We start from the raw sequence: 18,468 nt of genomic DNA on the forward strand, positions 1-18,468 counted from the left end.
GGCTTCCCACATGGGGGCCATCCCCGCGCTCCTTCGGGCCAGCCCGCATGCGCGGCGCCGGCCTGCGACAGGGTTGCGTGAATCGAACAAATATGGAACACCGCCCTTCATGTCGACCGCTCCCCTGACCCGCAGCGCCCTGACCACTCTTTCCGTGCGCGGCGCGCGCGAGCACAACCTCAAGGGCATCGACGTCGACCTGCCGCGCGACAGCCTCGTCGTCATCACCGGCCTGTCCGGCTCGGGCAAGTCGAGCCTCGCGTTCGACACGATCTATGCCGAAGGCCAGCGTCGCTACGTCGAATCGCTGTCGGCCTATGCGCGCCAGTTCCTCGAGATGATGCAGAAGCCCGATGTCGAGCATATCGACGGGCTCTCGCCGGCCATTTCGATCGAGCAGAAGACGACCAGCCGCAACCCGCGCTCGACCGTCGCCACCGTCACCGAGATCTACGACTACATGCGCCTGCTGTGGGCGCGCATCGGCATTCCCTATTCGCCCGCGACAGGCTTGCCGATCAGCGCGCAGACCGTCAGCCAGATGGTCGATCGCGTCATGGCCCTGCCCGAGGGAACGCGCGCCTATCTGCTCGCGCCCGTGGTTCGCGCGCGCAAGGGAGAATACCGCAAGGAACTCGCCGAGTGGCAGAAGGCGGGCTACACCCGCGTGCGCATCGACGGTGAGCTTTATGCGATCGAGGACGCGCCCGCTCTCGACAAGAAGCTCAAGCACGACATCGAAGTCGTGGTCGATCGCATCGCGGTCAAGGACGGCATCCAGACGCGACTGGCCGACAGCTTCGAGCAGGCGCTCAAGCTCGCCGATGGTCTCGTCTTCATCGACTTGGCCGACACGACGGTCGCCGAACTCAATGGCGAGCCAGCGCCCGAAAAGGCCAAGCGCGGCGCCAAGAATGCCAAGGGTGGCCAGCTCAAGGGTGCGGGTCTGCCCGACAACCGCATCGTCCTGTCGGAAAAGTTCGCCTGCCCGGTCTCGGGCTTTACACTCGACGCGCTCGAGCCGCGCCTGTTCTCGTTCAATGCGCCACAGGGCGCGTGCCCGGCCTGTGATGGCCTGGGTGAAAAACTGCTGTTCGACCCGCAACTGGTCGTGCCGAACGAGCATTTGAGCCTCAAGCAGGGGGCTATCGTGCCCTGGGCCAAGTCCAACCCGCCGAGCCCCTATTACATGCAGGTTCTGGCGAGCCTGGCCGATCATTTCGGTTTCAAGCTCGATACCCCGTGGGACAAGCTGCCCGGCGAGGTGAAGGTCGTGATCCTGCATGGCACCGCGGGCAAGGCCGTGCCGCTGACCTTCGTCGACGGCAAGAAGAGCTACACCGTGCAGAAGGCGTTCGAGGGCGTCATCGGCAATCTCAACCGCCGCATGCTGCAGACCGAAAGCGCGTGGATGCGCGAGGAACTGGGCAAGTACCAGTCGGCGCAGCCGTGCGAGGTCTGCGAAGGTGCGCGCCTCAAGCCCGAGGCGCTCAGCGTGAAGGTGGCGGGCAACGACATCTCGGCGACCACGCACCTTTCGGTCAGCGATGCGCTGGAGTGGTTCGCCACGCTCGACGGCAAGCTGACCAGCCAGCAGAGCCAGATCGCCAAGGCCATCCTCAAGGAAATCAACGAGCGCCTCGGCTTCCTCAACAACGTCGGGCTCGATTACCTCAACCTCGATCGTACCTCGGGCACGCTCTCGGGCGGGGAATCGCAGCGCATCCGCCTCGCCAGCCAGATCGGCTCGGGCCTGTCGGGCGTGCTCTACGTGCTCGACGAGCCGTCGATCGGCCTGCACCAGCGCGACAACGACCGGTTGCTCGAAACGCTAAAGCGGCTGCGCGACCTTGGCAACACGGTCATCGTGGTCGAGCATGACGAGGACGCGATCCGCACGGCAGACTACGTCGTCGACCTCGGCCCGGGCGCAGGCGTGCACGGCGGGCAGATCGTGGCCCAAGGGACGCTCGACGACATTCTCGCCAGCGAGGACAGCCTGACTGGTCAGTACCTCACCGGTGTGCGCCGGATCGAGGTGCCCAAGAAGCGCCGCAAGGGCAATGGTCACAAGATCGTGATCGAAGGCGCGCGCGCCAACAATCTCAAGGACGTGACCGCGAGCATCCCGCTCGGCACGTTCTGCTGCATCACCGGCGTTTCGGGGTCGGGCAAGTCGAGCCTGACGATCGATACGCTGCAGGCCGGTGCCGCGCGCACGCTCAACGGCGCGCGTGTGATTGCCGGCCCGCACGATGCGATCAAGGGCCTCGAGCACTGCGACAAGGTGATCGAGATCGACCAGTCCCCGATCGGACGCACCCCGCGTTCGAACCCCGCGACCTACACGGGCTCGTTCACGCTGATCCGTGACTGGTTCGCCGGCCTGCCCGAGGCGGAGGCGCGCGGCTACAAGGCGGGGCGGTTCAGCTTCAACGTCAAGGGTGGCCGCTGCGAGGCGTGCCAGGGCGACGGCCTTATCAAGATCGAGATGCACTTCCTGCCCGACGTCTACGTCACTTGCGAGGAATGCGGCGGCAAGCGCTACAACCGCGAGACCCTCGACGTGAAGTTCAAGGGGCACTCGATCGCCGACGTGCTCGACATGACGATCGAGGATGCGGTCGAGTTCTTCAAGGCGGTGCCGCCGATCCGCGATCGCATGGCGATGCTCAACGAAGTCGGGCTCGGCTACGTCAAGGTCGGCCAGCAGGCGACGACGCTTTCGGGCGGCGAGGCGCAACGCGTCAAGCTGGCCAAGGAGCTGGCGCGCCGCTCCACCGGGCAGACGCTCTACATCCTCGACGAGCCGACCACCGGCCTGCACTTCGAGGACGTGCGCAAGCTGCTCGAAGTGCTGCACCGGCTGGTCGAACAGGGCAACAGCGTGGTGGTGATCGAGCACAACCTCGACGTCATCAAGACCGCCGACTGGATCATCGACATGGGCCCCGAAGGTGGCGTGCGTGGTGGCGAAGTCGTGGCGACCGGGACGCCCGAGCAGGTGGTCAAGAACAAGGCCAGCTTCACCGGGCACTATCTCGCGCCCTTGCTGAAGAAGTAGGCCGCTGGAGCTGGGGTTGGGCTTCGACAAGCTCAGCCCGAACGGTTTGCGATAGGGGATCTCACCATATCTCCGTTCGCCCTGAGCCTGTCGAAGGGCGCCCTTACCCGCCATCGCAGGACGGCACTGCACGCGCAGCGCCGTCCTTTCAGCGTCAGGCAACCGTCAGCGTGACGTCGATGTTGCCGCGCGTGGCGTGGCTGTAGGGGCAGATGGTGTCGGCGCGAGCCACGAGTTCCTCGGCAGCAGCGCGGTCGACGCCGGGCAGGTTGATCGTGAGCGCAACCGACAGGCCGAACCCGCCGTCGTCGCGCGCGCCGATGCCCACGGCCGAATCCACCGAAACGTCGCTGGAGACGCGCGGCAGTGCCTTGTCCTGGCTGGCCGCGAACTTCATCGCGCCGATGAAGCAGGCCGCATAGCCGGCGGCAAATAGCTGCTCGGGATTGTTGCCGGCGCCATTACCGCCGAGTTCCTTGGGCGAGGCCAGGGTAATGTCGAGCGGGTTCTCGGCGATGACGGCACGGCCATCGCGGCCACCGGTGGCGGAGGCATGGGCGGTGTAGAGCGGCTTGATCGACATGAGAGGTCCTTTCCATGTGAGTCGTGCAATATTAAATCGTGCACGATCTAAATAGGGCGCCAGGCTCGTTGGTCAAGGCCTTGTGAAGGGTCGTATGCGATTTATATTCGTACGATGGAAAAAATCGCCGATCTTTCGCTTACCGGCCCTCAGCTTGCGCAGTCGCTGCGCGAGAGGGGGGAGCGCCTCTCAGCCGGGGAGGGTTCGCAGCCATTCGGCCAGATGCTGTGCTTCTCGGTCTATGCGGCGCAGCTGGCGTTCAATCGGCTTTACAAGCAGTTGCTGGCACCGCACGGGCTGACTTACCTGCAGTACCTCGTCCTCGTCGCACTGTTGCAGGCAGACGACCGCACGGTCAGTCAGCTGGGCGAGGCCCTGTTCCTCGAATCGAGCACGCTGACCCCGCTGCTCAAACGCATGGAAGCGGCCGGGCATGTGACGCGGCGGCGCGATGGCCATGACGAGCGCGTGGTGCGGATCGCGCTGACCCCGGCCGGGCGCGTGGCCGCGCAGGCGGTGGACTGCGTCCCTCTCGACGTTCTCGAGGCGCTCGACCTGCCGCTGGCAGATCTCGAGGCGATGAAGCGGACAATCGACCGGATGAGCGCGGCGATCAGGGACGACGTAGGCTGAAGGCCCGGTAGCGCTTCACGAACGGGCCCCATACGAAACCGCCCTGCCGGTGAGGGCAGGGCGGCTATCGCGCAATGAGCCGGCACCGTCGTGCCGGGCACGGCGGTTTAAACCGTACGACGGCCAGTGAACAGCTGGATCAGGCCGACGATGATCGCCAGCACCAGCAGGATGTGGATCACGCCGGCGGTCACCTTGAAGGCGAAAACGCCGAGCGCCCAGAGAACGAGCAGGACAAGGGCGATGGTCAGCAGCATGGCAGGCTCCTCAGATGTTGTGGCCCCCCTGCATCTTGCGGCTTTCGCCGCCGACACCGAGACATGGCCCTCTATGGTGCTGGAAACGTCGAATGTGACGGCGGGTTCCGCGATGCGATGGCACGGGCCGTAAAACATCAGTCAAGTTGCGGCGTGATAACCATTTGTTGGTATTGTTGGCCCAATCCATGAAAGGTGATGGGGACCTTATGGACCCCACGAAGTTCGCGGGGGCAACGGGTGAGCGGAAGTCGGCGCACGGACTGGGTGGTCATCACCACGTTTATCGCGCTGCTGGCCCTGTCCGCGGCGCTGATAGCGGCGTTCCAGCATTCGATCCGGGTGGCCGACAACTTCACCCGCAAGGACGAACAGCAGATGGTTTCGCGCTATCTCGACGGGCGGATGCGCGCACTGATCATGGCCCAGACCGGGCAGATCGTCTGGGACGAAACCGTCCGGCACACGCAGGGCAAGCCGGACCTGGCGTGGATGGACCGCGAGCTCGGCGAGTTTCCTTTCACCAACCAGGGCGCGCACGAGAGCATGGTCGTTCGCCCCGACGGCACGCTGGTGCGTGCATGGCGTCAAGGCAAGCCGGCCGATGATTATCGCTATGGCGCAATGCGTTGGCAGGTCGAGGCCGTTCTGCACCGCGCCCGGACCAGCGGGCGGACCATGGGCAAGCCGGCAGGCCTGCGTCGTCTCGGCAACGTGCTATGGCCGTTCAATAAGCGCGGGGCACCACTGTCGCGCTGGACCGGTGCCGTGGCGCTGCGTGACGGAGAGCTGATCCTGCTCACGGCGGCGGCGATTGTACCGGACCGGACTTTCGCGCTGCTGACCGGAGAACCCCAATATTTCGTGACCGTGCGGCCGATCGAGCCGGCCATGCTGCACGAGCTCGGCGCCGACCTTCTTATCCGTGACTTCCGCTTTACCCGCACCATGCCGGAGGCCAACGACGGAAATGCGGTTCCAGCGACGGCCGCCGACGGGACGCCACTGGGCTATTTCGCCTGGCGGGGCGACATGCCCGGCCCCGTGATCTGGCGCGGGACTGCGCCCCTGCTGGTCAGTTATATCGTGCTGTTCATGGCGGTGCTGATTGGCGGCACGGTGATCGTGCGGCGGATGCATCGCACCACCCGTGAATTGCAGGTAAGCGAGGCGCAGGCTCAGCACAACGCGTTGCATGATCCGATGTCGGGCCTGGCCAATCGCGTGCACTTCATGGATCGCCTGCGTAGCGCGCTGGGCGAGATCGTCGCGTCGGAGCAGGGCGGAGATGTCTTCGTCGCCTATATCGATCTCGATGCCTTCAAGTCGGTCAACGACACCATGGGCCATCATGTCGGCGACCAGCTGGTCAAGCAGGTGGCGGCACGGTTGCACGAGCGCCTGTTGCCCGACGACATGATTGCGCGCTTCGGCGGGGATGAATTCGTCATCATGCGCTGTGCGACCGGCGGGCTGTCGGCGGCCAATGCGCTGGGCCGGCAGATCGTCGGCGCGATGGCCGATCCGTTCATCGTGTCGGGCCATAGCCTGGGCGTGACCTGTTCGTGCGGGATCAGCTGGGGGCCCGACCAATCCGACGATCCGGGCGAACTGCTGCGCCGCGCCGACATCGCGCTCTATCGCGCCAAGGAAGGCGGGCGCGCCCGCTACCGCTGCTATACCAACGGCATGGACGCGAGCGAGCGGCTCCAGCGCGAGCTCGAGGTCGAACTGCGCCATGCCCTGGCGGCGGACGAGCTCGAGCCGCATTTCCAGCCGATCATCGATCTTGCCACCGGTCAGATCGAGGGCTTCGAGGCGCTGCTGCGCTGGCCGCACCTGCTGCGCGGTAACATCACGCCTGCGACATTCATTCCCATCGCCGAACAATGCGGGCTGATGGTGCCGCTCGGCACCTGGATGCTGCGCCGGGTTTTTGCGGAATGCCGCGCCTGGCCCAGCTGCGACATCTCGATCAACCTCTCTCCGCTGCAGATCATGGCACATGGTTTCGTCGAGACGGTCGAGGCACTGGTCCAGGAAACGCGGATCGATCCGGCGCGCGTGATCCTCGAGGTGACCGAGAGCGTGATGCTCGATCGCAGCGAACAGGTCGCGGAATCGTTGCGCGCCCTGCAACACATGGGCTTCCGCATCGCGCTCGACGACTTCGGCACCGGTTATTCCTCGCTCAGCTATCTCCGGTCGTTCCAGTTCGATCGCATCAAGATCGATCGTTCGTTCGTGCAGCATATCGAGTCCGACGGCGACGCGCAGGCCATCCTCGGTGCGATCGCGGACCTGGGGCAGATGTTGCGGATGAAGGTCGTGGCCGAGGGTGTCGAGACCGTGACCCAGCAACACCTTGTGCGTGCCGCCGGTTGCGAGATGGCGCAGGGCTATCTCTACTGGCCGGCGCTGCCGGTCACCGAGGCGCGGGCGCTGCTCAGCCTGCGTCCGGCCGACGGCCTGCGCTGCGTCGGCTGAGAACGCGCACTACCGGGCAACAAAAAAGCCGCCTCGAGGGCGGCTTTTGTCATCGGTACAAGCGAAGGCCTCAGCCGTTCGCAGGATCCGACGGCAGCGTGATCGACGCCGTCACGGTGACGGGGGCGGTGCTGGCCGGTGCGCCATGGGCGTAGATGAAACCGAAGGCGGGCGAGGGGCGCAGGCCAAGCGAACGGGTCGGGCCGTACCACACGCGGACCTGGCTCCAGTCGCCAGCGGGCGAGACGTCCACCGCCATGACGCCGCGCTCGACCATGCCGGGGCGCGACCAATTGGCGTGGTTGATCATGACGTGGCGTGCATCGACCACCTTGCTGACCACGGCGACGTGGCCGTAGGGCATCGCCGACGATGCACGGAAGGCGAGGACGGCGCCGGCCTGGGGGGCCTGTCCGCGGGCATAGGTGCCTGCAGCATTGCCCCACCATTCGCGGGCGTTGCCGCTCAGCTGCACGTCCGAAACCTGCCGCGCATAAGTCACGCACTGGAGCCGCGCATGGGCCACGTTCGGCAGTGCAGCAAGCGTTGCGAAGGCGGCGGCAGCGGTGAGTGCGGTGCGAAGCATGGCCTGCACTTTAGGGAACCTGTCGGATTCGTGAACCGGGGGTTCCCGCGCTTCACCGCGCGCCGCCAACCGTTCGTCGGCTCAAAATGCAGGCTGTGGATAAGTGCTGCGATGCGGCAGCAATCGATGCAAAAATGCCCGGACCGCTTGGGTCCGGGCAGTTTTGTTGCGCACAAGCGCCGCGCGATGCGGCGGTGCAAAAGCGCGATCAGGCGCTGTAGTACATGTCGAATTCGACCGCCGACGGGGTGGTTTCCCAACGGAACACTTCGGGCCACTTCAGTTCGATGTAGGCCTCGATCTGGTCCTTGGTGAACACGCCGCCGTCGAGCAGGAACTCGTGATCGGCCTGGAGCGATTCCAGCGCTTCACGCAGGCTACCGCACACAGTCGGAACCTGAGCGAGTTCTGCCGGCGGCAGATCGTAGAGGTTCTTGTCCATGGCGTCGCCGGGGTGGATCTTGTTCTTGATCCCGTCGAGGCCGGCCATGAGCAGCGCGGCATAGGCGAGGTAGGGGTTGGCCATCGCGTCGGGGAAGCGGAACTCGACGCGCTTCGCCTTGGTGCCGGCACCGTAGGGGATGCGGCACGAGGCCGAGCGGTTGCGGGCCGAATAGGCCAGCAGCACGGGGGCTTCGTAGCCCGGCACCAGGCGCTTGTAGCTGTTGGTGGTCGGGTTGGTGAAGGCGTTGAGGGCCTTGGCGTGCTTGATGACACCGCCGATGTAGTAGAGGCACATGTCCGACAGGCCGGCATAGCCGTTGCCGGCGAAGAGCGGCTTGCCTTCCGACCAGATCGACATGTGGGTGTGCATGCCCGAGCCGTTGTCCTTCATGATCGGCTTGGGCATGAACGTGGCCGTCTTACCGTAGGCCTGCGCGACCTGGTGGACGACGTACTTGTAGATCTGCATGCGGTCGGCGGTCTGGACCAGCGTGCCGAAGGTCAGACCGAGTTCGTGCTGCGCGGCGGCCACTTCGTGGTGATGCTTGTCGCAGGGGAGGCCCATTTCGAGCATGGTCGAGACCATTTCGCCACGGATGTCGACGCAGCTGTCGACCGGGGCGACGGGGAAGTAGCCGCCCTTGGCGCGCGGACGGTGCGCGAGGTTGCCCGCTTCGTATTCGCGGTTCGAGTTGGTCGGCAGCTCGATGTCGTCGATCTTGAAGCCGTTGCCGTCATAGCCGTCATAGAACTTGACGTCGTCGAACAGGAAGAACTCGGCTTCCGGGCCAACATAGATCGTGTCGCCGATGCCGGTCGACTTGAGGAAGGCTTCGGCGCGCTTGGCGGTCGAGCGCGGATCGCGGGCGTAGAGCTCGCCGGTCGACGGCTCGACGATGTCGCAGTTGATGATGAGCATCGGCGTGGCCGAGAACGGATCGACATAGACCGAGTCGAGGTCGGGCTTGAGGATCATGTCCGACTCGTTGATGGCCTTCCAGCCTTCGATCGACGAACCGTCGAACATCAGGCCGTCTTCCAGTTCGTCCTCACCCAGGACCGACGACACCATGGTCAAGTGCTGCCACTTGCCCTTGGGGTCGGTGAAGCGAAGATCGACCCACTCGATTTCCTCTTCCTTGATGCGGGCGAGGATGTCCTTTGCACTAGCCATTGCTGGTCCTTCTGTTTGCCCGCATCGCGTGCCGGGCTTCATTGGGGGTGGTAGGAAATGGAGGCCGCCCGTCCCTAGGCCACCCCCGCAAGCGTGCCGCACCCCGCGCCTACCCCGATGAGGGCAGGGCAGCGGCGCGCGGCGGTAAATCAGATGGCGTCGTTGTCGCGTTCGCCGGTGCGGATGCGCAGCGCGCTCTCGATCGGGATCACGAAGATCTTGCCGTCACCGATGCGGCCGGTCTGCGCGGCGGCGGCGACCGCCTCGACCACGCGATCGACCAGGGTATCGGGCACGACGACTTCGAGCTTCACCTTGGGGAGGAAGTCCACCACGTATTCGGCGCCGCGGTAGAGCTCGGTGTGCCCCTTCTGCCGGCCGAAGCCCTTGGCCTCGGTCACGGTGATGCCCGACACGCCGATCTCGTGCAGCGCTTCCTTCACTTCATCGAGCTTGAAGGGTTTGATGATCGCTTCGATCTTCTTCACCGGTTTCTGACCCCTGCGCCTGTTGCAGCCGCGCCGCCGGAAGGCGGGCGGCCGGTTGATGTCCGCGTCCGTGGCAAATCCTAACAAGAATCGTGCCACTGTTAGGGACATTGCACTAGGCGATAGGACGCCGGGGCGAAAGCCGCAAAATGCGGGTCATGGGCAAGAATCCTACCCAAGATTGTGCATATTCATGCAGGTTGTTGCGTGAAGACGACGGATTAGTGCTCAAATAAAAGGCAGCGTGCCTGTTTTTTGTGCAACTGCGCCAGAAGCAACGCGGGCCCCGGGTGATGTCCGGGGCCCGGTGCGGGATATGGAGGCAAGACGGATGCTTGCCGGGATCGGTCAGGGCGATCAGACCGCGTAAGGCGGCTGGTGCAGGCCCTTGGGGCTGGTGGTGAAGATCTCGCAGCCATCCTCGGTGATGCCGATCGAGTGCTCGAACTGCGCCGACAGCGAGCGGTCGCGCGTCACCGCCGTCCAGCCGTCATCGAGGATCTTCACCGCCGGCTTGCCGAGGTTGATCATCGGCTCGATCGTGAAGAACATCCCGGGCTTCAATTCCGGACCGGTGCCGGCGCGCGCGGCGTGCACCACCTCGGGAGCGTCGTGGAACAGGCGGCCGAGGCCATGGCCGCAGAAATCGCGCACCACGCCGTAGCGCTGTCGCTCGGCATGGGCCTGGATCGCGGCGCCGATGTCGCCCAGCCGCGCGCCGGGGCGGGCGTGCTCGATGCCCAGCATCAGGCATTCATAGGTCACGTCGACCAGGCGGCGCGCCTTGAGCGGTACGTCGCCGACCAGGTACATGCGGCTGGAATCGCCGTGCCAGCCGTCGAGCAGCGGGGTCACGTCGATGTTGACGATGTCCCCGTCCTTGAAGGTTTTTTCCGACGGAATGCCATGACACACGACATGGTTGATCGAGATGCAGCACGAGTGGGCATAGCCGCGATAGCCGAGTGTGGCAGGCACGGCGCCCGCGTCGAGCGTCATCTGGCGGACCAGATCGTCCACCGCAGCGGTGCTGACGCCAGGCTGGACCAGCGGCGCCACGGCATCGAGGATTTCGGCGGCAAGGCGCCCAGCCTTGCGCATGCCCTCGAAGCCAGCGGGGCCATGGAGCTTGATCGTGCCGTCACGCAGGACGGTCTCGGTATCGTCAACGGTCAGATATTCGGTCATGCTGCCCAAGATAGCGCAGGCGCCCGCAAATTGCGAGGCGCGGACATCATTTTGCCGAAAACGCGCCGCGCCATTCGGGCTTGATCGTCTCGATCAATCGCTGCGTGACCGGCAGGGTGACCTCGTAGCTGCCCTCGGCATAAGGCCCCGCCTCGTAGGGGGCGATGAGGAAGCCGATGCGGTCGAAGGTCCGGCCGTTGGACGAGCCGAGGATCACCGTCTGCGCCAGCGGATCGATACAGGCGTCGAAGCCGCTGTCGCCGCCCATCGAGGCGACGCCGCCGCGCTTCTTGGCGCGCTGCCGCTTGAGCTCGTCGCAGAACGGCTGATGGATCGCGCCCGACAGCGCGGCGCGGGCGATGAACAGGTCCATCACGTCGCGGCGCAGGCCCGCCTGCTTGTCCCACAGGATCGCCTGATAGCCGTAATTGGGATGCGCGCCGCCGCGGTCGTCGCCCACAAGGCTCGACAGGCTGAGCCAGCCCGGCAGGTTGGTCACGACCTGCCATTCCTGCCAATGGCCGAAGGGATGGAAGGGATAGCCGTGCTGGCGGGCGTCGCTCTGGCCCGCTTTCGCGGCGGCCTCGAGCTTGCTGCGCGCGCTTGCCTCGTCGCGCGCCAATTGGTCGCGCAGCGCCGGGATCGCCTCGGCGGCGCCGGGCCAGGAATAGGTGAATTCGTACAAGTCGTTGCTGGCCTTGACCGCATGGGCCGTGCCCTTGCCGCCGGCGTCCGTGCTGGTCGTGGCCGATGCTGTCGCGCTCGAGCCGGTGCTGGTCGCCCTGGCCTCGACCGCAGCGCCACCCGAGGGCGGTGCGGCGGGTTCCGGGGTCTTCGAACACGCCGAAAGCGTCACGGCCGCGGTGGCCAGCAGGGGGGCGAGAATGACCGAAACCGATGGCGAACGCCGCATGGACCGCATTTTCCTCTCGAATTCGCCGCGGGGCTGCGGCACAACATCAGGGTGATGACCGACAAGCACGCGCTGATCCAGCCCGATCGCGACCAGAAGGCGATCCCCCTCCACATCATCGACAAGGCGGCGTGGCCCGAATGGTTCCGCAGCCGTGGTGCCACGGCGCGCACCATGCTGACCGCGCAAAAGTTCGAGGGCGGACCCGGCGAGGTTGCCGTGGTGCCCGACGGAAGCGGCGATGCCTGGGAGGCGGTGGCCGGTGTCGCCGACGCATCGAACCTGTCGGCCTGGTGTCTGGCGCGCGCGGCCGAGACGCTGCCCGCGGGCACGTATCGGCTGCATGGGGCCGAGGCAGGCAAAGCGATGCATGGCTGGGTCACCGGCCAGTACCGCTTCGATCGCTATCGCACCGAACCGGGCCGCGAGGTCGAGCCGCGCATCCTCCTGACCCGCGAAGTGCGCGCGCTGCCGGGGGCGCTCGCCGAAGCGACGGCCGTCGCCATGGTCCGCGACCTCGTCAACACACCCGCCGAGGACATGGGGCCTGCGCAGCTGGAGGCCGAGGCGCGCGCTTTGGCCAAGGCGCACCATGCCACGATCCATGTGGTGTCCGGCGATGCGCTCGAGCGCGAGTACCCGATGATCCACGCCGTGGGCCGCGCCGCCGCCCGCAGCCATGCCCCGCGGCTGATCGAGCTGGAGTGGGGCGACGAGCGCCATCCGCGCGTCGCGGTGGTGGGCAAGGGCGTATGCTTCGATTCGGGCGGGCTCGACATCAAGCCGGCGGCGGGCATGCTGCTGATGAAGAAGGACATGGGCGGCGCCGCGCACGCGCTGGCGCTAGCCGCGCTTATCATGGGGCAGGGGCTGCCGGTGCGGCTGCATCTGCTGATCCCGGCGGTCGAGAACGCGATCGCGGGCAATGCCTTCCGGCCCGGCGACATCCTGCGCACGCGACAGGGGCTGAGCGTCGAGGTTACCAATACCGATGCCGAGGGACGCTTGGTGCTCGGCGATGCGCTGACGCGTGCCAGCGAAGCCGGGCCGGACCTGGTCATCGATTTCGCCACGCTGACCGGCGCGGCGCGCGTGGCGCTCGGCCCCGACCTGCCGGCACTGTTCACCCGCACCGACGACACCGCGGCAGCGCTGATCGCGTCCGGGCTGGAGCGGGACGACCCGTGCTGGCGCCTGCCGCTGCACGATGGCTATCGCGAATGGCTGGAATCCGATGTGGGGGACTTGCAGAACGCGCCCGCCAACGGCTTTGCCGGGTCGAGCGTGGCGGCGTTGTTCCTCGACCGGTTCGTGGGCGCAGGCATCGACTGGGCCCATTTCGACACCTTCGCCTGGCGGCCTGCGGCCAAGCCCGGACGCCCCAAGGGTGGTGAAGCGTTGGGGCTTCGCGCAGCCTGGGGCCTGTTGCTGGGGCGCTACGGACAGGCCTGAGGCAATGGGAGGCGGGGCAAATCGTCCCGCCCGTGCGGCGACGCGCAAGGCATCGCCAGCGGCCACCGCTTGAATCGGGGGGCAAGGACAGCTAAGCGCGCGCCTTCGCGTTTTTGCCGGGAACCTGCCTTGTCCGCCGAGATGTCTGTCCAATCCGATCTTGCCCTCGTCGTCTCCGGGGCCGCCGTGCCCGCTGGTGAACTCGCGCTGTCAGGACCGTCGATGCGCGTCGAGCCGTCGCGGCTGCCCGTGCGCGGAGATCTGGCGCATATCCGACTGGCGGGCCGCGTCTTCGTGCCGCACTATGCCGTGCCGATGGCGATGCAGGTGACGCAGGCCACCACGCTGCGCAAAGCCGGTCGCGCCGATGGCGAGGCGATCGCCGAACTGCCGGCCGGCGAATTCTTCGCCGTCCTCGATCTCGCGGGGACCTGGGCCTGGGGCCAGGCCAGCGACGAGGGTGGCCTCGTTGGCTATGTCGCGATCGACGCGCTGGAGCAGGTGGCATGACGATGCTGGTGTTCATCGACGGAGCCGCCGGCACGACCGGCCTCGAAATCGCCGACCGGCTGGCGGGCCGCGACGAGTTCGCGCTCATCACGCTCGACGAGACGCGGCGCAAGGACCAGGGCGCCCGTGCCGAGGCGATCAACGCTGCCGATGTCGTGATCCTGTGTCTGCCCGACGATGCGGCGCGCGATTCCGTGGCGATGATCGCCAACGACCGGACCCGCGTGATCGACGCCTCCACCGCGCATCGCGTTGCCGAAGGCTGGACCTATGGCCTGCCCGAAGTGATCGGCCGCGAGGTCGTGGCCAATGCCCGTCGCGTTGCCAACCCCGGCTGCTATCCCACCGGCTTCATCGCGCTGCTGGCCCCGCTGGTCCGTGCCGGGCTCGTGCCGGCGAACTGGCCCTATGTCGTCCATGCCGTGTCGGGTTATTCCGGGGGCGGCAAGGCGCTTATCGCGCGCTTCGAGGACGACACCGACATCGCGTGGCGAGGCTATGGCCTGGCGTTCGGGCACAAGCACGTGCCCGAGATGGCCGCCTACGCCGGCCTGACGGTGGCACCGCTGTTCAGCCCCGCCGTCGTGCCCGCGCTGCGCGGCATGGTGGTGGAAGTGCCGCTTTCGCTCGAGGGCATGCCGGGCGCGGCCATGGCCGCCGAACTGTATGCCGCGCTGGCCGCGTTCTACGCCGGCAGCCCGATCGTGAGCGTGCACGAGGGCGCGCCGGCCGATGGCGAGTTCCTCATGCGGCGCAGCGCGCCGGCGTGGGACGGCCTGGCGCTGCATGTCATCGGCAGCGCCGACGGCACGCAGGCGCGGCTGGTGGCCCGGCTCGACAACCTGGGCAAGGGCGCGAGCGGCGCGGCCGTGCAGACGCTCAATCTGATGGCCGGGCTGGACGAGACCGCTGGCCTCGCCCTTTAGCCTGCTCAGGCCTCGGCCTCGCGGCGGCGCTGGCGAACCGACCACCACAGCGAGGCCGCGATCAGCGCGGCGCCGATCAGGCCGGTGACGGTCTCGGGCACTGCGACCCGGGCCGAGGCTAGCATGATTCCGGCCAGCGCGACGATCGCCCAGAACGCGCCGTGTTCGAGAAAGCGGTATTCCGCCAGCGTGCCCTGCTTGACGAGCAGGATCGTCAGCGCGCGCACGAACATCGCGCCGATCGACAGGCCGAGCGCGATCACGACCATGTTGTTGGACAGCGCGAAGGCGCCGATCACACCGTCGAAGCTGAACGAGGCGTCGAGCACGTTGAGGTAGAGGAAGCCGCCGAGGCCCGACTTGACCACCGCGCCCGCGGCCTGCTGCGCTGCCTCGCGCATTTCCAGTACGGTGCCGATCGCCTCGACCACCACGAAGGCGACGATGCCGAGCGCGCCGGCGGTGAGGAAGGTCAGCGCTTCGGCCGGGTCGAGCAGGCTGGCGATGACCACGAGCACGACCAGCAACAGCGCGATTTCCGCCGCCTTGATCGCCGAGACGCGCGACAGGCGCTCCTCGATCCAGCGGATCCAGTGGACGTCCTTGTCCTCGTCAAAGAAGAAGCCGAGCCCGACCATCGCCAGGAACGCGCCGCCAAAGCCGGCAATGCCGACATGCGCGCCGCTGACGATCTGCTCGTAGCGTGCCGGGTCCTCGAGCGAGAGGCGCAGCGCCTCGACCGGACCGACGCCCGCCGCGATCGCGACGATGGCCAGCGGAAAGACGATGCGCATGCCGAACACCGCGATCACCATGCCCCAGGTCAGGAAACGCTTCTGCCAGACCGCATCCATGTCCTTGAGCACGGCGGCGTTGACCACCGCGTTGTCGAACGACAGCGAGATTTCGAGCACGGAGAGCACCAGCACGATCCACACCAGCCCGGCGGTCGCCGCGATGGACTGGGTCTGGAACCACCCGTAAGCCACCGCGAGCGCGAGGCAGACGAGCGAGAACAGCAGCGATCCTTTGAAATTCCTGAGCAAGCGGTCCTCTTGTCAGCTGGAGGGAAGGGGCGGTTTACTTCGGCTGGTATGTCTGTTCGATGCCGGGGAACGTCCGGGCGCGCACTTCGGCAGCATATGTCGCGGCGGCGTCGCTGATCGTCGTCGCCATGTCGGCGTAGCGCTTCACGAAGCGAGGCACGCGCTCGAACAGGCCCAGCATGTCCTCGGCCACCAGCACCTGCCCGTCGCAGCGCGCCGAGCCGCCAATGCCGATCACCGGGCAATCGACCGCCTCGGTAACGGCGATGGCGATGGGTTCGACCACGCCCTCGACGACGATGGCGAAGGCACCCGCTTCGGCCAGCGCGCGGGCGTCATCGACGATCTTAGCAGCCTCGGCCTCGCTGCGGCCGCGGGCGTTGTAGCCGCCGAGGAGGTTCACCGCCTGCGGGGTCAGGCCGACGTGGCCCATGACCGGGATGCCGCGTGCGGTCAGGAAGGCGACCGTCTCGGCCATGGCCGCGCCGCCTTCCAGCTTCACGCCCGCGCAGCCGGTGTCCTTGAGCAGGCGCGCCGCTGCGGCGAAGGCGTCCTGCGGCGAGGCTTCGTAGGCGCCGAACGGCATGTCGACCAGCACGACCGAATGGTACGAGCCGCGCACCACCGCCGCGCCATGGGCGGCCATCATGTCCATCGTCACCGGCACGCTCGAGGGCAGGCCGTAGATGACCTGGCCAAGCGAATCTCCGACGAGCAGGATGTCGCAGTGCGCGTCGAGCAACTGCGCCTGGCGCGCGGTATAGGCGGTCAGCATCACGATCGGCTCTGCCGTGTGGCCGTCCTTCTTGCGCTGGCGGATCGCGGGCACGGTCAGCCGCTTCATCGGCGCCGGGGTAGGGTGCGCGCGGCTGGTGCTGGTATCGAGCTGGAACGTGGTGGACATGCGCGTACTCCCGAGGCTTTGGCCCGTCGGCGGCGGCTTCTATAGCATGGCGGGAAACCCGCAAGGCCGGCCGGCGCGCTGACGATCCGGTCGATGCGATCACACCAAGGGCCGTCCCAACGGGCGAATGCCGGCCCTGCCGGGGGAAATGGACACCGTGGCGGAAAAAAGGGCCTTTGCGCGGCAGGGGCTTGCCGCTAGCGTCGGTTTCATAACCTGGTTACCGGTGCAACATCATGGCGTGGGGATGCCCGCCGCACCGGCCCAAGGCGGGAGATTTCAATGTTGGGACGCGTCAAACCACTCGACGCTATTTTGGCCACGGCCGAAAAGAAATCGTTGCACCGATCGCTGGGCGCCTTCCAGCTGACCATGCTGGGCGTCGGCGCCGTCATCGGCACGGGTATCTTCGTTCTCACCGCCGAAGCGGCGCAGAAGGCCGGCCCCGGCATGATGGTGAGCTTCATCATCGCCGGTTTCGTCTGCGCGGTAGCCGCGCTGTGTTACGCCGAAATGGCATCGATGGTGCCGGTCTCCGGCTCCGCCTATACCTACAGCTACGCCGTCATGGGCGAACTGGTCGCCTGGATGGTGGGCTGGGCGCTGATCCTCGAATACGCGATCGCGGCGGGCGCCGTGTCGGTCGGGTGGTCGGGCTACATGGTCGGCTTCGTCCAGAACAGCCTGCACATAACCGTCCCGCTCGAATTCGTGCGCGGCCCGTTCGACGGCGGCATCATCAACCTGCCGGCCATGGCGATCGCGGCTGCGATCACCGGCCTGCTGATCCTTGGCACCAAGGAAAGCGCGACCGTCAACGCCATCCTCGTCGCGATCAAGATCGCCGCGCTGACGCTGTTCATCGCGTTGACCATCCCGATGCTCAAGTCGGGCGAGTTCCACCCCTTCGCGCCGCTCGGCTTCACCGGCATCTCGGGCGCGGCGGCCTCGATCTTCTTCGCCTATGTCGGGTTCGACGCGGTATCCACCGCGGCGGAGGAAACCAAGAACCCGCAGCGCAACATGCCGATCGGGTTGATCGGCAGCCTCGCGATCTGCACCGTGTTCTACATGCTGGTTGCCGCCGGCGTCATCGGCACGGTCGGTGCGCAGCCGGTGTTCGGCCCCAATCACGAAGTGCTTTCGCCGGGTTCGGCCGCGCTGTCGGACGCCTGCAAGGCGATCGGCGAGAACGCCGTGGTCTGCTCGAAGGAAGCGCTGGCGTGGACGCTGCGTTCGGTCGGCTACCCGCTCGTCGGCTGGCTGGTCGGCCTGGCCGCGATTCTCGCGCTGCCCTCGGTCATCCTCATGATGATGTTCGGTCAGACCCGCATCTTCTTCGTGATGAGCCGCGACGGCCTGCTGCCGGAATTCTTCTCCAAGGTGCACCCGCGCTTCCACACCCCGCACGTCATCACCCTGCTGACGGGCGTGTTTGTGGCGCTGTTCGCGGCGTTCTTCCCGGTCGGCCTGCTTGCCGACGTGTCGAACTCGGGCACTCTTTTCGCGTTTGCCGCGGTGTCGATCGCGGTGCTGGTGCTGCGCCGGACCGATCCCAACCGGGCCCGTCCGTTCCGCACCCCTGCCGTCATGATCGTCGCGCCGATCTCGATCCTGGGCTGCATCTACCTGTTCGGCAGCCTGTCGGCCGCCACGATCCAGCTGTTCGTGGGCTGGGCCATCGTCGGTCTGATCTTCTACTTCGCCTATAGCCGCAGCCGCAGCCACGTCGGCCGTGGCCTCGTCGAGACTCACGAACTGGACGGGGACGTGCCGCCCAGCTCGGTCCCGCCGATCGACTGATCCGGCACAG

At 66.6% G+C, this 18,468-nt stretch carries 16 protein-coding genes; 7 read left to right on the plus strand and 9 right to left on the minus strand.

The window, feature by feature from the left end; genetic code table 11:
• The first annotated feature begins 109 nt into the window (after positions 1-109).
• A complete protein-coding gene (uvrA, locus tag V7Q48_RS00600) occupies positions 110-3,064 on the plus strand; it encodes an excinuclease ABC subunit UvrA (RefSeq protein WP_333835641.1) in 2,955 nt (984 codons plus the stop codon).
• A gap of 154 nt (positions 3,065-3,218) precedes the next feature.
• Here the strand turns inward: uvrA and V7Q48_RS00605 are convergent, their stop codons facing one another.
• Positions 3,219-3,647, minus strand: a complete 429-nt coding sequence (locus V7Q48_RS00605; RefSeq protein WP_333835642.1) for an organic hydroperoxide resistance protein — start codon at positions 3,645-3,647, stop codon at positions 3,219-3,221.
• A gap of 114 nt (positions 3,648-3,761) precedes the next feature.
• Here V7Q48_RS00605 and V7Q48_RS00610 point away from each other — a divergent pair, with 114 nt between their 5' ends.
• A complete protein-coding gene (locus V7Q48_RS00610) occupies positions 3,762-4,280 on the plus strand; it encodes a MarR family winged helix-turn-helix transcriptional regulator (protein WP_442947074.1) in 519 nt (172 codons plus the stop codon).
• A gap of 107 nt (positions 4,281-4,387) precedes the next feature.
• Here the strand turns inward: V7Q48_RS00610 and V7Q48_RS00615 are convergent, their stop codons facing one another.
• Positions 4,388-4,537, minus strand: coding sequence for a lmo0937 family membrane protein (locus tag V7Q48_RS00615; RefSeq protein ID WP_333835643.1), 150 nt, complete (start codon positions 4,535-4,537; stop codon positions 4,388-4,390).
• A 240-nt stretch (positions 4,538-4,777) separates the two neighbouring features.
• Between V7Q48_RS00615 and V7Q48_RS00620 the strand changes: the two genes are divergently transcribed.
• A complete protein-coding gene (locus V7Q48_RS00620; RefSeq protein WP_333835644.1) occupies positions 4,778-7,024 on the plus strand; it encodes a putative bifunctional diguanylate cyclase/phosphodiesterase in 2,247 nt (748 codons plus the stop codon).
• Positions 7,025-7,094: 70 nt separating this feature from the next.
• On the opposite strand, the gene V7Q48_RS00625 is transcribed toward V7Q48_RS00620, so the two are convergent.
• The 5 genes from V7Q48_RS00625 to V7Q48_RS00645 form a co-directional block, all read right to left on the minus strand.
• Positions 7,095-7,610 (minus strand): CHAP domain-containing protein, encoded by a 516-nt coding sequence (locus V7Q48_RS00625; protein WP_333835645.1) that lies wholly within the window; start codon positions 7,608-7,610, stop codon positions 7,095-7,097.
• A gap of 208 nt (positions 7,611-7,818) precedes the next feature.
• Positions 7,819-9,228 (minus strand): type I glutamate--ammonia ligase, encoded by a 1,410-nt coding sequence (glnA, locus tag V7Q48_RS00630; RefSeq protein ID WP_333835646.1) that lies wholly within the window; start codon positions 9,226-9,228, stop codon positions 7,819-7,821.
• 149 nt (positions 9,229-9,377) lie between these two features.
• Positions 9,378-9,716, minus strand: a complete 339-nt coding sequence (locus tag V7Q48_RS00635; protein ID WP_333835647.1) for a P-II family nitrogen regulator — start codon at positions 9,714-9,716, stop codon at positions 9,378-9,380.
• A gap of 357 nt (positions 9,717-10,073) precedes the next feature.
• Entirely contained in the window at positions 10,074-10,904 is an 831-nt protein-coding gene (gene map / locus V7Q48_RS00640; protein WP_333835648.1) for a type I methionyl aminopeptidase, read from the minus strand.
• A gap of 46 nt (positions 10,905-10,950) precedes the next feature.
• Positions 10,951-11,817 carry a PdaC/SigV domain-containing protein gene (locus tag V7Q48_RS00645; protein WP_333835649.1) on the minus strand — a complete coding sequence of 289 codons (867 nt, stop codon included), beginning with the start codon at positions 11,815-11,817 and terminating at the stop codon, positions 10,951-10,953.
• A gap of 54 nt (positions 11,818-11,871) precedes the next feature.
• On the opposite strand from V7Q48_RS00645, the gene V7Q48_RS00650 reads away from it, so the two are divergent.
• The 3 genes from V7Q48_RS00650 to argC all read left to right on the plus strand — a co-directional run bounded on the left by V7Q48_RS00650 (position 11,872) and on the right by argC (position 14,705).
• Positions 11,872-13,269 (plus strand): leucyl aminopeptidase family protein, encoded by a 1,398-nt coding sequence (locus tag V7Q48_RS00650; RefSeq protein WP_333835650.1) that lies wholly within the window; start codon positions 11,872-11,874, stop codon positions 13,267-13,269.
• A gap of 141 nt (positions 13,270-13,410) precedes the next feature.
• Complete coding sequence (locus tag V7Q48_RS00655) at positions 13,411-13,779, plus strand: SH3 domain-containing protein (protein ID WP_333835651.1); 369 nt, start codon at positions 13,411-13,413, stop codon at positions 13,777-13,779.
• Positions 13,776-14,705 (plus strand): N-acetyl-gamma-glutamyl-phosphate reductase, encoded by a 930-nt coding sequence (gene argC / locus V7Q48_RS00660; protein ID WP_333835652.1) that lies wholly within the window; start codon positions 13,776-13,778, stop codon positions 14,703-14,705. The genes V7Q48_RS00655 and argC overlap by 4 nt, the downstream gene beginning before the upstream one ends.
• A 5-nt stretch (positions 14,706-14,710) precedes the next feature.
• Here argC and V7Q48_RS00665 read toward each other — a convergent pair whose 3' ends face one another.
• Together V7Q48_RS00665 and panB are read right to left on the minus strand one after the other, a co-directional pair.
• The gene (locus V7Q48_RS00665; RefSeq protein ID WP_333835653.1) at positions 14,711-15,751 is read right to left on the minus strand and encodes a DUF475 domain-containing protein; all 1,041 of its coding nucleotides are present in this window, start codon (positions 15,749-15,751) and stop codon (positions 14,711-14,713) included.
• Between the two features lie 34 nt (positions 15,752-15,785).
• Positions 15,786-16,655 (minus strand): 3-methyl-2-oxobutanoate hydroxymethyltransferase, encoded by an 870-nt coding sequence (panB, locus tag V7Q48_RS00670; protein WP_333835654.1) that lies wholly within the window; start codon positions 16,653-16,655, stop codon positions 15,786-15,788.
• A gap of 282 nt (positions 16,656-16,937) precedes the next feature.
• Between panB and V7Q48_RS00675 the strand changes: the two genes are divergently transcribed.
• Positions 16,938-18,458, plus strand: a complete 1,521-nt coding sequence (locus tag V7Q48_RS00675; RefSeq protein ID WP_333835655.1) for an amino acid permease — start codon at positions 16,938-16,940, stop codon at positions 18,456-18,458.
• The last annotated feature ends 10 nt before the right edge of the window (positions 18,459-18,468 follow it).

This window comes from Novosphingobium sp. (genome assembly GCF_036803765.1).
In the GTDB taxonomy this organism is placed as follows: Bacteria; Pseudomonadota; Alphaproteobacteria; order Sphingomonadales; family Sphingomonadaceae; genus Novosphingobium.

What these genes read in the sequence shown, in the direction of transcription:
- uvrA (WP_333835641.1), top strand. Translation starts at nt 110, where the DNA reads ATGTCGACCGCTCCCCTGACCCGCAGCGCCCTGACCACTCTTTCCGTG.
- V7Q48_RS00605 (WP_333835642.1), bottom strand. Translation starts at nt 3,647, where the DNA reads ATGTCGATCAAGCCGCTCTACACCGCCCATGCCTCCGCCACCGGTGGC.
- V7Q48_RS00610 (WP_442947074.1), top strand. Translation starts at nt 3,762, where the DNA reads ATGGAAAAAATCGCCGATCTTTCGCTTACCGGCCCTCAGCTTGCGCAG.
- V7Q48_RS00615 (WP_333835643.1), bottom strand. Translation starts at nt 4,537, where the DNA reads ATGCTGCTGACCATCGCCCTTGTCCTGCTCGTTCTCTGGGCGCTCGGC.
- V7Q48_RS00625 (WP_333835645.1), bottom strand. Translation starts at nt 7,610, where the DNA reads ATGCTTCGCACCGCACTCACCGCTGCCGCCGCCTTCGCAACGCTTGCT.
- glnA (WP_333835646.1), bottom strand. Translation starts at nt 9,228, where the DNA reads ATGGCTAGTGCAAAGGACATCCTCGCCCGCATCAAGGAAGAGGAAATC.
- map (WP_333835648.1), bottom strand. Translation starts at nt 10,904, where the DNA reads ATGACCGAATATCTGACCGTTGACGATACCGAGACCGTCCTGCGTGAC.
- V7Q48_RS00645 (WP_333835649.1), bottom strand. Translation starts at nt 11,817, where the DNA reads ATGCGGCGTTCGCCATCGGTTTCGGTCATTCTCGCCCCCCTGCTGGCC.
- V7Q48_RS00650 (WP_333835650.1), top strand. Translation starts at nt 11,872, where the DNA reads ATGACCGACAAGCACGCGCTGATCCAGCCCGATCGCGACCAGAAGGCG.
- V7Q48_RS00655 (WP_333835651.1), top strand. Translation starts at nt 13,411, where the DNA reads ATGTCTGTCCAATCCGATCTTGCCCTCGTCGTCTCCGGGGCCGCCGTG.
- argC (WP_333835652.1), top strand. Translation starts at nt 13,776, where the DNA reads ATGACGATGCTGGTGTTCATCGACGGAGCCGCCGGCACGACCGGCCTC.
- panB (WP_333835654.1), bottom strand. Translation starts at nt 16,655, where the DNA reads ATGTCCACCACGTTCCAGCTCGATACCAGCACCAGCCGCGCGCACCCT.
- V7Q48_RS00675 (WP_333835655.1), top strand. Translation starts at nt 16,938, where the DNA reads ATGTTGGGACGCGTCAAACCACTCGACGCTATTTTGGCCACGGCCGAA.